The sequence below is a fragment of the Nostoc sp. FACHB-110 genome (assembly GCF_014697425.1).
Lineage (GTDB): Bacteria > Cyanobacteriota > Cyanobacteriia > Cyanobacteriales > Nostocaceae > Nostoc_B.
Window position 1 is genome coordinate 261,635 of record NZ_JACJRU010000002.1, and the last position, 15,385, is coordinate 277,019.

General features: G+C 40.6%; 5 protein-coding genes. All 5 read right to left on the bottom strand.

Annotated features, from left to right (window positions below; all coding sequences use genetic code 11):
• Positions 1 to 19: 19 nt before the first annotated feature.
• The 5 genes from H6G69_RS03555 to H6G69_RS03575 all read right to left on the bottom strand — a co-directional run bounded on the left by H6G69_RS03555 (position 20) and on the right by H6G69_RS03575 (position 15,340).
• Entirely contained in the window at positions 20 to 2,830 is a 2,811-nt protein-coding gene (locus H6G69_RS03555) for a type I polyketide synthase (protein WP_190681663.1), read from the bottom strand.
• A gap of 27 nt (positions 2,831 to 2,857) precedes the next feature.
• Entirely contained in the window at positions 2,858 to 6,082 is a 3,225-nt protein-coding gene (locus H6G69_RS03560) for a non-ribosomal peptide synthetase (protein WP_190681666.1), read from the bottom strand.
• A 31-nt stretch (positions 6,083 to 6,113) separates the two neighbouring features.
• Positions 6,114 to 6,863: a trans-aconitate 2-methyltransferase gene (locus tag H6G69_RS03565; RefSeq protein ID WP_190681670.1), complete on the bottom strand. Its 750-nt coding sequence runs from the start codon at positions 6,861 to 6,863 to the stop codon at positions 6,114 to 6,116.
• Positions 6,864 to 6,886: 23 nt separating this feature from the next.
• Entirely contained in the window at positions 6,887 to 13,765 is a 6,879-nt protein-coding gene (locus tag H6G69_RS33750) for a non-ribosomal peptide synthetase (protein ID WP_242071964.1), read from the bottom strand.
• Positions 13,766 to 13,894: 129 nt separating this feature from the next.
• Complete coding sequence (locus H6G69_RS03575; protein ID WP_190681675.1) at positions 13,895 to 15,340, bottom strand: condensation domain-containing protein; 1,446 nt, start codon at positions 15,338 to 15,340, stop codon at positions 13,895 to 13,897.
• Positions 15,341 to 15,385 lie beyond the last annotated feature (45 nt).

Below are 15,385 nucleotides of genomic sequence, written 5' to 3' on the forward strand. Positions count from 1 at the left end.
GCGTACTTGGCGGTTCGTATCAAAAATTCTTTTCTAATAAATCTAATTGCTGAAACATCACATTTAATTGCTGTGAAATTACTGCTTCAACATTATTATTAGCCAAATTTTCTGCTACTACTGGTTTATCTGTTATTTCCCCCTTCCTAAACCAAGGATTATATGTATCAACTTGAGTAGGTTCTATCCAATATCTTTGACGTTCAAAAGGATATGTAGGTAAAGGTAAGCGATAACATTGTTGATTGTGATAAAAACTCTGCCAATTTACCGCCACACCATTTAACCAAAGTTGACCCAAATTGTTGAATAAAAATGCTATATCTGATTGTTGATGATGAGGATGGCGAATAGAACAAAATACCAAGCGATCGCCATCCTTACGCTTAGTTAAAGTACTCAATGTCTGCCCCGCCCCAACTTCCAAAAAAATGCAATTTGCTTGTTTGAGTAACTCAGTCATTCCTTGGTCAAAGCGGACTGTTTGACGTAAATGTTTAGCCCAATAATGGCAATCTGTAGCCTGGGCATGAGTAATCCAAGTACCAGTGACATTAGAAATAAAAGGAATGCTAGGAATTTTGAGATTGATTGTTTGCAAATACTGGGTAAATGGCTCAATAATCGGGTGCATCATCTGGGAATGAAAGGCATGAGAAGTATGTAAAATCCGGCTATCTATGCCTTGCTGGTTGAGTTGATTTTGTAAGTGATGAATTGCCGATTCTCTGCCAGAAACCACACATAGAGAAGAACCATTAACTGCGGCTAAGTCCAGTTCTGCAGTTAATAATGGTTGCAGTTGCAACTCTGATAATGGTACGGCAAGCATAGCACCAACAGGGATTTGCTGCATTAAACGCCCACGCATGGCTACCACTGCTAAAGCATCTTCTAGAGAAAACACCCCAGCTATAGTGGCAGCGACATATTCCCCAATGCTATGACCAATCATTGCCTGAGGATGAATACCCCATGCCATCCACAACTTTGCTAAGGCATATTCAATAATAAACAAGGCTAATTGGGTGATTTGGGTCTGTTTTAGTTGTGCGGTTGCTGCTGACTTTTGTTGTTCTTGTGGGTAAATTACAGTCCGCAAATCTAAGCCCAAAGATAATTTCAGCAATTCACAACAGTAATCAACTTGTTGGCGGAAAATCGGCTCATTGTCGTATAAATCTTGACCCATGCCTACATACTGAGAACCCTGTCCAGGGAACATGAAGATGATAGAGCGATCGCTATCAGCCTGTGTAATACTTTTTTGTGAGTCTTTGGCTTCTAAGGTTTGTATGGCATCTTCAATATCTTGGCAGACTACTATTTTCCGATGTGCAAAAGCACGGCGACCAACACTAAGGGTATAAGCTACATCCGCCAAATTGAGCTTTGGATACTGCATGAGATGTTGAGCCAGATTAGCACTAGCAGTATCTAATGCCGATGCAGTTTTGGCAGAGAGTAATAACAACTGATATCCCCTGCTCCCTGTCCGCTGCTTCTTTACAGCTGGGGCTTCTTCTAAAACTACATGAGCATTAGTACCACCAATCCCAAAAGAACTAACTCCAGCACGTCGGGGCGTGCCGTTTGTCTGCCATTTGGTCAAGGTGTGATTGACGTAAAAGGGACTATGAGCAAAGTCAATTTTGGGATTAGGCTCTTGAAAATGGAGACTAGGCGGTATTTGTTGATGCTGAAGAGCCAAAACAGTTTTAATTAAACCAGCAACCCCAGCAGCTGTATCTAAATGCCCGATATTGGTTTTTACTGAACCGATGGCACAGAAATTCTTTTTATCAGTACTGATGCGGTAAGCTTCTGTTAAGGCCGCAACTTCAATTGGGTCTCCTAAAGCAGTTGCCGTACCGTGCGTTTCAACATAGCCAATGGTTTCAGGCTCAACTCTGGCTATTGCCAAAGCCTCCGCAATTACTTTTGCTTGTCCCTTGACGCTTGGAGCGGTGTAACCCACTTTTTGCGAACCATCGTTATTTATAGCTGAACCTTTGATCACAGCATGAATATAATCATGATCTGCGATCGCATCTGCCAAGCGTTTTAAAACTACAATACCGACACCGTTACCACTAACTGTCCCCTGTGCCTGGGCATCAAAAGCCCGACAATGCCCATCAGGCGATAAAATTCCGCCCTCTTGATACATATAACCAACTTTTTGGGCAGCCGATATGGCAACTCCCCCAGCTAATGCTATGTCGCATTCTTGATCGAGCAAACTTTGGCAAGCTAAGTGAACAGCAACTAGCGAGGTTGAACAGCCTGTTTGAACTGTAATTGCCGAGCCATTTAAATTTAATTTATAAGCAATTCTGGTAGTCAAATTATCTGGACGATTGTTATGTCTAATTTGATCAATCCCAACTAAATTTATTAATTCTTGGTTACAAAATAGGTTGAATAAAAAATAACTGCTAATGGTAGCACCACCATAAATACTAATGCGACCATCATAATTTTCCGAATCATAGCCAGCATTTTCGAGGGACTCCCAAGCAACTTCTAAAAATAGGCGATGCTGTGGGTCGATAATTTCTGCTTGTCGAGGAGTGTAACCAAAAAACGCCGCATCAAAAAGTTCAATATCTTCTAATGCGCCATTGGCTTTCACAAAATTAGGATTATTCAGAACAGCAGCATCTATTCCGGCTGACTCTAGCTCTTGCTCTGAAAAGAAAGATATCAATTCGCTTCCCTGCTGGAGGTGATGCCAAAAATCGTTGATATTTGGGGATTTGGGAAACCGCCCAGCCATACCGATAATTGCTATTTGATTGAGAATATCATCTGTCTCTAATTCATACATATTAAGTTTCTAAATTGCATTATTTAGTTAACGTCTTCTTTGGTTTCTTGCCGCTATCCGACTTTCTGCCCGATTTTGACTGGTCGCTAAGGATGATTTTTGATTGCTATCTTGAGTTAAATATTTTGCTAGTGCGCTAATAGTTGGATAAGCAAATAAATCAGTAATTGATAAATTTTGATTAACTATTTTTTGCAGTTTGCTATGAATTTGTACTAGCAGTAAGGAATGTCCACCAAGTTCAAAAAAGTTATCGTTAATGCCAACTTTCTCCACATTTAACATTTCTTGCCAAATATTAGCGATCGCTTGCTCGAATTCTGTCTGTGGAGGCTGATAAATAGTGGCTAAATCGCGGTTGTAACTATCCGGTTCTGGTAAAGCCTGAAAGTCTATTTTGCCATTGTTAGTGAGTGGCAAAGCCTTTAAGATGACAAAAGCTGAGGGTATCATGTATTCTGGCAGCTTTTGGGTTAATAATTGACGCAAATCGCCAGTATTCATAGTGTTTTGCGGTTTGAGAACGATGTAGGCGACTAAACGCTGATGGCTTTTTTCTTGTTGCTGAAGTACAACGACAGCTTGCTGTACTTGGGGAGATTGACAAATTATCGATTCAATTTCTCCTAGTTCGATGCGAAAACCCCGGAGTTTTATTTGACGGTCAACTCGTCCGATAAACTCAATATTGCCGTTAGGTAAGTAACGCGCTAAGTCTCCGGTTTTGTAAAGGCGCGTGCAGTTGTGATTTAAGGGATTAGCAAGGAATTTTTCGGCTGTTAATTGGGGTCTGTGCAAATAACCTCTGGCTAAACCTGCACCAGCTATATACAATTCACCCGTCACGCCGATGGGTACAGGCCGCATCTGCTCATCTAGCAAGTACACTTGGCTATGAGCTAGGGGACGACCTAGGGGAACTGTATTGGTTTGAGAATCTAAGGAAAGCTGGTGATTCGGTTCGACTAAATAAGTCAATGTACCGACGGTAGCTTCTGTTGGGCCGTAATGATTGAGAATTCGACAATTTGCAGCTTGTTGCTGAATCTGTGCGATTAAATCCCAAGTTGCAGCTTCACCACCTAATATCAATAATTGACGCGGCAAAATCGATTGAGCAGGAGCCGATGCTAAAAGACTGGCCAGATGGGAAGGGACAATTTTGAGACAGTCAATAGGATATTGACAGAAGTATTCAGCCAAGGCGGAAGCATTCGTAGCACACTCAAAAGATAATAGATGCAGACAACCCCCCGTACACAAAGAGGCAAAAATCACGGTATTCCCTAAATCCGCCGCTAAAGTGGAAACGTTAGCGAAGTGCGCCGCAGGGGGAAGGTTTAATTGGGGGATGATGCTGTTGAGATAGTTAACTAACTGCTGGTGTTCAACTGCTACGCCTTTGGGTTTGCCAGTCGAACCAGAGGTAAACAAGACATAGAGCAAGTTTTCTATTGTCACTTCGCTGCTGGGATTGGTATCTTGAGATTGAGCGATCGCATCCCAATCACTATCTAGGCAAATCACCTTGCACCCTGCATCTTTTGGGATATGATGCTGCAAGCTTTTTTGGGTTAACACTATGGATACTTGAGCATCTTGCAAGCGAGCAGTTAAATTTTGTGTTGGTAATGTGGCATCTATTGGCAAATATGCTCCACCAGCTTTGAGGATACCCAACAGTCCCACAATCATTTCTAGGGAGCGCTCGACATACAACCCAACGATGAATTCTGGCTTGACTCCCAGTGCTTGTAAGTAGTGTGCTAGTTGATTGGCTTGACGGTTGAGGTCTGTATAAGTTAGTTGCTGTTGTGCAGATATTACCGCAATGCGATCGGGTGTTTTTTCTACCTGTTCTGCAAATATGTGGTGGATACACTTGTGATATTGTTGGGGTGCGATCGCTGTATGGTTAAACTCAATTAGTAATTGTTGGCGATCGCTCTGACTGAGAATATCTAAATTATTGATTGTTGCGTCTGGATGCTGCGTTACATTAGCCAACAATGTTTGCAACTGACTAGCCAAGCGTTGGATTGTTTCCAGACTGAAGTAGTTAGAATCAAAGTCAAAGTTAGTGATTAAATTGTGAGACTCAAGAATACAAGATAGTTTAACTTTAAATTGTTCAGTGCAACTATAGTGTTTATCAAGCGAAATCGCTATATTTTCGGTTGTGATTTTTTCAGAAAAATCCGCAAATTCAAAACATATTGGCCAAGCAAAATTATTTTCATTCTCTAATAATTCGGCAACAAAATAATCCTGCCATTCTTCACCATCATTAATAGATTTCTGCACTATTTCTAATAATTCGTCAAAGCGCAAGTCGGATGTTAAATGACTTTGAATTGGCAGCCACGTAGCCACAAGCCCTAATAAATCCTCTAGTTCTGCATATTCTCGGCGATTAATTGCCAAACCAATAATTATATCTGACTGACCTGTGAGCCGCCAAATTAATATTTTCCAGCAGGCTAATAGCACTACATTCAGTGAAGTATTATAATTTTTAGCTAATATTAATAGCTTGATTACTACATCAACATCAACTGTGAAACTGACACTTTCAGGTTCAAATTTGGCTGCTTTTAAAAGCTTACTTTCTAGTGGTAGTTTTAGTGTAGATAAAGCCGAAAAATCTTGCTTTTGCCAGTATTTTTTACCGAGTTGCGCCTCTGGTTCTTCTAATAATTGATTCTGCCATTCGGCAAACTGAATGTACTGCACTGCTGCTTCATTTACTTGTTGACCTTGCAAACAAGCAGTATAATAACGACTAATTTTGTCCATCAGATTTTTGATAGTCCAAGTATCTGCACAAAGCGCAGGTAAATCGACAACTAAAATATGTTGCTCAGTAGATAGCTTTAACAACGAAAAATTTAAAATTGAGCCTTGCTCAAAGTTACCTCCAAGCCTTCTGTGTTCTTGCAAAATTGCTTGAATATTTGCTGAAATTTCTTCAGATTCTAATTCACCTAGATATATATTACGCCAGGACAGCATCGGCTGATTTTCTCTGACCATCACAGGGCTTTTCATCCCTGGTAGGTAACGAAAAGTTGTCCGCAAAATGTCGTGACTACTGATGATTTGCTCTATAGCAGTTTTTAACGTTTCTACTTGGAGATTGCCTGTAATTAAAAGAGCGCATTGCGTACGATAACCTAGATTAGATTGCTGTAAGAACCAAAGACGCTTTTGTTGGGGAGCAAGTCTAAATCCTTCAATAATTTGAGTTTGCATCTGTTTGTGCTATTGATTCAAAAAGACTGAGCTATTTCCGACAAACAAAACAAGCGGTTTCGCTAATTAAATTATCTAGTCCTAAATCTTGTTGCAGGTCATAAATTTTAATTTCGCGGAAGCCAACTTTTTCTAAAGCAGCTTGAATTTCAAATTTAGAATAAAGTTTTAATAAAAAAGTCACATCAGAACGTTGCCATTGACCATTAAGCCATTGAAATCTCGTAGTTGCTTTGCGCCCTACTTTATTTTCTTGGTCGTAACTCCAAATATCAACCCACACATTATTTTCTTCCACACCACCACCATCACTATTTTCATGCCAAGAAGATTCGCAGCCTTCTTCTATATACATTTCCAAAGCAAATAGCCCATTTGTGAGTAGGGCATTATATACATTTTGCAAACTATTTGTTAATTCTTCTAAAGTCAGAAGATAATTGAGGACACCATCTGTAGAAATGGCTGCATGAAAAGTTGGTGGTAATTGGAAATAACGCGCGTCATCTACAATAAATTCGGCATTGGGAGCATTTTGACGCGCGCAGTTTAACATATCTGCAGAACTATCAATTCCCGTGACTTGATAGCCTCTATTTAATAATCTTTTGGCGACTTGTCCAGTACCGCAACCTAAATCAAAAATGTGCGCTTCTGGGGGAATTTGATTGAGGATTAATTTCTCTAGGCAGTCTATAACTATATCATGTCTTTCTATGCCTTTTAAGTCATACATAGAAGCTATAGTATCATGATTAGTATTGCGTGTGATTGAAGACATAAATTTTTACTTCTACAAATGCGTTAATTTCTGATTATTTCTCCCAGAGCCACCACAATTTTGCGCGAACCCACATAGGGATTACGAGCGTGAGCTACGAGGATGTTATCTAGCATTAAAATGTCTTGTTGTTGCCAACTAAAGCTAGTGCTACACTGGCGATAAATTTCATTAATTTCGGCAATTACTGAGGCTTCAATCGGCGTACCATCGCCATAGTATACATTGCGTGGTAGCTTGTTTTCGCCAAATGCAGATAAAAGAGATTCTCTAACTTCTGGGTCTAAATAAGAAATGTGGTGTAACTGAATTTGATTGAAAAATACAGGTTCACCTGTTTGCGGATGCGTTAATAATGCCGGGCGAATTTGGCGAGTTATTAAACTATTATTATCGTACCATTCAAAATCAATTTTATTTTGAATACAGTAAGTTTCTACTACAGATTTATCATTTGTGTGGAAGAAGTCTTGCCAACTTACATCTAATCCATCTGTGTAGTTGCGGACATACATTAATTGTTTTGTTGTGAGTATTTCTTTGAGTTTAGGACTGAGGAGTTGATAAGCTTGACGACAATCTACAATTGGAGTTTCACCACCTTGGGCTGCTGGCTGCACACAGTAAAACCAAATTTTTAAGGGAAAGCTATGTAAGTGAGAGCTTTCGTTATGAAAAAGAATTGCTTTATCTGCTGGGTAAGGGGTGGAACCATAAACTTTACCACCTTCACCAGTCCGGGGTAAGTCGCCATATTCAGCAAATAAGTTAGGACAAATTGTTTGGGCAAAGTTTTCAAATTCTGGGACTGATTTTATCTGAAAATCTCTAAATAAAATTGCTCCATGTTGGCATAATTGTGTATTTAGATAATCTCGATTATTCGCCGCCCAAGAGATTAAATCAACTTCTGGACTATTGGGCTGAATTATCAACGGAAATTTTGGGGTTTCTGGGAAATAATCTGTTTTAATTAATTGCTCTACTGATAAACTCACTGGTTGAGGAGCCACAGTCATAAATTTTTGTCTTTTAGCGACTTTTTTATTTTGTTGTTGTTGAGTTTGTTGTGTTTTTTCTGATTCTGTTAGCATTTCTAAGCTGTTGATGCGGCTTTGAGGTTGGTGAACAATGTTGTTGATTAATGTTTGCCAGTGATTGGTTAACTGAATAATAGTATTGCTGCTAAATAAATCGGCGTTATATTGCCATTTACCTTTTAGACCTTGCTCTGTTTCTTGCAGTAAAAGAGATAAATCAAATCTCGATGTTTGGCTTTCTACCTCTAATAATTGGAAGCTAATGCCTGGCAATTCTAAAGATGATTGTGGGGTATTTTGGAAAACAAATAGTACTTGAAATAAGGGTACAGTGTTGCTGAGATGCCTTTCTGGTTGTAAAGCTCTGACTAATTCATCAAAGGGTAAATCTTGATGGGCGTAAGCTCTTAATGTTTGGCTGCGAATCCGTTGCAATAACTCTAAAAAGGTAGGATTTCCACTTAAGTCGGTGCGTAAGACTAATAAGTTAATAAAAAAGCCAATCAACGGCTGAATTTCTGCGTGATTGCGGTTAGCAACATCTGTGCCAACCACAATATCATCTTGCTGACAGTAGCGTTGCAGTAAGATTTTAAAACTTGCTAGCAGTGTCATAAATAAGGTTACACCTGCTTGCTGAGAAAGCGATCGCACTTGCTTGACTACTGATGCAGGAATCACAAAACCATAACTAGCACCTTGGTTAGTGGTAACTTCTGTGCGGGGACGAGTTGTCGGTAGTTGCAATACAGGTAAGTTGGCTAATTGCTGTTTCCAGTAGGTGAGTAAAGTTTCTCGTCTTTCGCCTTGCAAATATTGACGTTGCCAAATGGCAAAGTCTACATACTGCATGGGTAATTCTGGTAAGGGCGAGGATTCACCCGCAGTAAAGGCTGCGTACAGTGTGGCTAATTCCTCTACCAACACCCCCATTGACCAACCATCAGAGGCAATATGGTGAATGCTAAATAAGACGATATACTCCTGTGTATGGGTATGTATCAGTGTGCATCGCAGTAATGGCCCTTGTTCAAGGTCAAAGGGGGTTTGCGATGCTTGAATCATCAAACGCTCAACTGCTGTTGCTTGTTCACTCGCTGATAGATGTTTTAAATCTATGATGGGTAATTTTAGCTTGATATTTGATGCGATCGCCTGAAATGGTTGCCCGTTATCTTGATAAAAACTAGTACGCAAAACTTCATGGCGACGCACAATTTCATTCAGGCTTTGCTCTAGCACTTCTACATTTAATAAGCCCATTAATCGCAGGGCAAATAATTCATTATAAGTAGAGCTATCTGGTTGTAATTGGGCTAAAAACCATAATCTTTCTTGAGCAAATGAAAGTGGTAATTTATCTGGTCGATGACGATTTGTTGGCTCGGCAATTGGTAATTCTCCTGGCAAAACTTGGCATACTTGCGATATCATTTGTGTAGCTAAGAGCGATCGCAATCCTGCCACCATCCCCTCAGCTAGTTGTTCTACAGTTTCTTGGCGGTGTAAGTTGCGGCTGTAAAACCATTGCAATTGCAACTGGCCATTAATCACCATTCCCTCTACTTCTAGCAAATGTCGCCGCTTACCGCGTGGGCTATGGGTTGGGCCGATTGATTCGGTTGCGGGGCTAAATAAAGTTAAATTGGGCAGGATTTGGTCAAATTGCCCTAAATAATTAAAAATTACTTCTGGCTGTGGTTGTGCGGGTAATTGATGATTTAGGTAACGCAATATACCATAACCCAAGCCGCGATGAGGAATACTCCGCAGTTGCTCTTTTATCTGTTGCACTGCCTCTATTAAATCGGCTGCGTTGCTAATATCTAACAGTACGGGGAAAATCGTAGTCAACCAGCCGACTGTCCGGGATAAATCTACATCCTCAAAAATGTCTTCCCGGCCGTGACCTTCTAAATCTAACAGCAGAGAAGATTGCCCTGTATTTTGTTGAAAACTATACAACAAAGCAGTCAGCAAGACATCATTAATTTGAGTGCGATAAGCCAGTGGGAATTGTTGGAGTAATGCTTGGGTTTCTGCCACACTTAAGGTGCGCGATACAGTTGCTTTGCTGGCTTCTGTATTAATACCTTTGGGGAAATCTACGGTTATCTTTGGTGGTTGCTGAGGCAAAGCTAACCAATAGCTTAATTCTTGTTGGAGTGCAGCTGAATTTGCATATTCTGACAATTTTTCTGCCCAATATTTAAAAGCAGTGGTTTTGGCAGGCAAGTTAATGTTTTGACCTTGCTGAAGTTGCTGATAGCTAGTTTGCAAATCCTCCAGCAAAATTCGCCACGAAACACCATCAACGGCTAGGTGATGAATCACAATCAACACCCTAGACTGTTGCTGTCCCAAATTAAATAAAGCAACTTGCACAAGCGGGCCTGGGGATAAATTCAAACTGGCCTGGAGTTGAGTTGCTGTTAACTCGATGGCGAGTTGTTGCTCTTGGGGCGATCTTTTGGATAAATCTTCAATAGTTAGTGCGATCGCCCAATCGGTGCTAGCATTTACCTGCTGCCAGCCAGATTCACAACATTTAAATTGCAGTCGCAGTGCATCGTGATGCTTTAATAAGTGCTGTAGAGCTTGCTGAAGCAGAACTGCATCAAGTGGTTGATTGACTTGCAGTAAAACTGCTTGGTTCCAATAATGTGGTTCTGGTAAATTCTGCTCAAAAAACCAATGCTGAATCGGTGTTAAGGGCAATTTACCTGTGATTAATCCTTGTTCAGCCTCAATTGTCACATTACTTCCCACCACTGTTGCTAATTCAGCGATGGTTGGGTGGTCAAAAATTTGCTGCGGGGTGAGTTGTAGTCCAGCTTGCTTGGCTTTGGCAATCACCTGAATGCTGAGAATCGAATCTCCTCCCACCTGCAAAAAGTTATCATGAATGCCTACTTGCTCAAGTCTTAGTATTTGCGTCCAAATCTTGGCGAGAGTTTCTTCTACAGGGGTGCGGGGTGCAACGTAAGTTTTGGTGTTAACTTGTTCTGGTGCAGGTAAGGCGCGGCGAGAGACTTTGCCGTTGGCGGTGAGTGGCAAGTTCTGGAGTGAGACAAAAGCCGCAGGAATCATGTAATCAGGTAGCTTTTGCTGGAGAAAAACTTGTAACTGATGAACCGTAGTGGGTGATTCTTGCTTGTAGACGATATACGCCACTAGCCGTTTGTTTGCGGGAATATCTTCCCTAACTATCACTACAGCATCTTTTACCCCTGGTGCTTGAGCCAGCACCGCCTCAATTTCTCCTAACTCGATGCGAAAGCCGCGAATTTTTACTTGGTCGTCAATTCGTCCGAGGTACTCTAAGGTTCCATCTAATCGATAACGCGCTAAATCACCGGTTTTATACAGACGCTCCCCTGGCTCTGTACTAAAAGGATTGGGGATGAATTTCTCAGCACTTAAATCAGGGCGATGCAGATATCCTCTAGCTAGTCCAACTCCACCAATATGCAGTTCACCTACCACACCTATTGGCGTTGGTTGTCCATATTGATCTAATACGTAAAGCTGGGTGTTGGCAATCGGCTTACCGATAGGAATTGAGCCGGAAAGAGATTGTCCTGGTGGTACTTGATAAACACAGCAACCTACTACGGTTTCTGTCGGCCCGTATTCATTGATAAGTATGGTATCAGGGGCTGCTTTTTGCCAAAAGCTGATGTTTTCAGCGAGTAAGTTTTCCCCACCGATAATAAATGCTCGTGTCCTTCCGGCTGCTGCTGAAGGCGAGAATTGACCTTTGAGCAGTTCTAGGTGAGCAGGGGTAATTTTTACCAAGCTGAGGTGAGAACTGCGATGTAAGGCGTTGCTGAGACTTTCGATGTGGTGATTTTCTGGGAGTAACTCTACTTGAGAACCCACTAGTAAAGGCGAAAAAAGACTGGTAATTGTTAAATCAAACCCCAAAGGAGAATGAACGATTGTACCGTTGCCTTGGCTGACTTGATAAGCTTGGGTACACCAGCTTAAATAATTGACTAATCCTTTGTGGGGAATTAATGTGCCTTTGGGTTTACCTGTGGAACCAGAGGTATAGATAACGTAGGCTAAATTTTCAGAGTTAGTTTGGCTGGTTGGATTTGAGAGAGTTGGAGTCGATGTCCAATCTCTATCTAAGCAGATGACCTCAGCATCATGTTGCGGCAATATTGCTAATAGACTTTGCTGAGTTAGCAACACGGGTGCTTGAGTATCTTGCAAAATAAAGGCTAATCGCTCTTTTGGGTAGGTTGGATCTATGGGTACGTAAGCTCCACCCGCTTTGAGTATACCTAGTACCCCCACCACCAAATCAAGCGATCGCTCCACACAAATTCCCACTAACACTTCTGGCCCCACCCCTAGCTGTTGGAGGTGATGCGCTAATTGATTGGCTTTGTGATTGAGTTGAGTGTAGGTTAATTGTTGATTGGCACAGACAACCGCAATGTTATCGGGTGTAGATTCTACTTGAGATTCAAACCAGTGATGAACGCATTCATATTTTGGTTTAGCGGTTTGGGTGTTATTAAATTCTAATAATAATTGCGATCGCTCACTTTGGCTAAGGATATCAAAACCTGCGCTCTTTTTCTCCGGATTTTGTAGCACACTGGCGATTAAAGTTTGAAATTGGCTAGCCAGCCGTTGCATATCCTCAACTGCAAACAAATTAGCATCGTAGTGAAACTCCGCAGTGATTTCAGCCCCACGCCGAACACAAACTAATTTCACTTGAAATCTGTCAATACAAGCATACTTTTGCTCAATAGCAAAACAAATATTATCGGCAAAATATTGATTTAAAATAGATTCAAACTCAAAACATAAGGGAAAGAATAAAGGCTCTAAACTATTCTCGGCAAACTCTTTATTTTTGTCCCAGCAGAAACTTTCCTGCAATTCTAATATTTCCTCTGTCTGCTGTTGCACTCGCCGCCAGATATCATAAAATTGCTCATCATCTTGTAGATGAATATCTAGCGGTAAATATTTTGCCAGTAGCCCTAATGATGGTTGTAAATCTTCATAATTACGTCCATCACCAGCTACACCAATCATCAGATTTGATTGTTTAGTTAGTCGCCCAAGCAAAACGATAAAGCAAGTTAACAAAAATCCATAATCTGCTAACTTTTGACTTTGTGATATGGCATCTATTTTTGCTACCATATCAGGTGCGATCGCCACACTTAACCATTGCGGTTGAAACTCTGAATTAATAATAGATGGTTTTGACCAAGGTAAATTTGCAGTTTTCAGCACCGATGGGTCTAACTGTTGCCAAAAATCAATTGCACCTGCTTCTGTTTCTAGTAATTCATTTTGCCATTCAGCGATATCTGCATATTGCAGAGGTTGGTCAACTAAATCCTGTTTGAATAAGCAGGCTGTATAACATTGGCTCAGTTCCCGCACTAAATTATTCAGGCTGACCCTATCTGCATACAAAGCAGGCAAACTGATAGATAACAAATGTTTTTGTGGCGTGATAGCGATTAAAATAGCTTGTAAGATTGCTGTTTGCTGCCAATCAATTTCCTGTCTTTTTGACTGCAATAATTTGTCTAACTCTACCTGTAAATTCTCATGATTAGTCAAATCATATTCACTAAACGATAACAAAATGCTATCGTTGACAACTTGAAGGGGAATTTTTAAACCCTGAACTTTCTGAAAATGAGTGCGGAAAATTTCATGTCTCTCAACTAATTTAGCTAAAGCCTGTTGCAAAACTGCTTTTTTTAGTTCTCCTGTCAATGAAATTGTGCAGTAAGCTTGATAAACTTGACTACTTTTTTGTAAAAGCCATAGTCGCTTTTGTTGGGGAGATAGCTTAAAACCATTAATTTGTGTTTGCATATATTCTTAATAAATTGCTGAGTAACTAATACCATCACTAATATAATTTGCCTTTGCGCTTTCCTCGGCGTTCCTTGGCGTTTTTAAATATTGATTCTGTACATCACTTCAGTAAGAATCACTATATATTTACTCTGTTTCCGGCAAAGCATATATGACTTTGCGTTTAATATTTTTTAACTTCTGGTTATGCTGTTCTTTTTGCTGTTGTTTTGCTTTATTTCTTTGTTGCTGATCAATTTCGGGAATTTTGTCTAATAACTCGTTTAAAGTAGCTTGAGGTTGTAAGAGCAAGTTGTACAAAATGATTTCAAAATGTTTGACAACTCTAGCAACAGTAGCTGCCTCAAAATAATCAGTATCGTACACAAAGTACATTGATAGTTGCTGACCAGGCAAGGCATCTATATAAAAGGGATAGTTCATTTTGCCGAAAGACCGACACTCATCAAGCTTGATGTTTCCATCCCCTCTTTCTGGTGCAGTCAGATGTTGCGAATAGTTCTGAAAGTTCAAGACGCTCTCAAATAAAGGCTGTCCTAGAGGCATATCACTCCAGCGTTGAATCTTCACTAGTGGTGTATGTTCGTGCTGCTGCATCTGAGTTTGTTTAGCTTGAAGCTTTTTGAGCCAAGGTATAAGCAATTCCTCAGCTTCTATTTGCACTCGCATCGGTAAAGTATTCACAAAAGGGCCTACCATTGCTGCCACACCGGAAAGCGTTATTGGCCGTCCAGCAAAAACGACTCCAAACACAACATCATTCTCGCCGCTATCAAGATTGAGGAGTAAAGCCCAAGCCCCCTGAACTAAAGTATTTAAAGTCAGTTGTTGCTGACGAGCAAAAGACTGTAATGCGGTGGTGGTGGTTTGGGGTAACTCTAATAGTTGTTGCTCGTAATTGTGATTTTGCTTGAGTGAGTTGTTCGGCTTTTGGTTTGAGTTTAAACAAGTGACTGTGGTAAAACTTCTCAGCCATTCTTGCCAGAATTGCTCCGACTGGGAAAAATCTTGCTGCTGTAGCCAAGCCACATAATCACGATAAGGGCGAGGTTTTTCTAACTGTAATGTCTCGCCTTGTTTTAATGCTATGTAATAAGCAAAAACCTCTTCTAAAAGTACCGCAGAAGACCATCCATCCATCATTAAGTGATGACCACTCCAAAGAAATTGATAGCTGTTTTCAGCTAACTGAATCAAAGTTAAGCGCATCATAGGTACTTGAGCAAGTGAAAACCCTTGCTTTTGGTCGGCTTTAAGTAAAGCCTTAAAACGCTCTTGTTGTTCAATAGTTGATAGCATTCGCCAATCTTGTTGTTGCCAAGGCAAGTTGATTTGCTGGTGTACTACTTGAACAGGTTCTTTAATACCTTCCCAAAGAAAAGATGTTCGCAAAAGTTGGTGGCGTTGGGTAACTTTTTCCCATGCACTCTGAAAAATCGCAGTATTCAGGTTGTCGTGAATGGTACAACTAAATTGAATAAAATACACTCCTGAATTTGGCGCAGCCAGGGTGTGAAATAGTATGCCTTGCTGCATTGGTGAAAGTGGATAAAAATCCTCAATGTTCTGCATAATTTTTGGAATTTCAGATTGTAGTCATGGGCTAGTACAACAAGG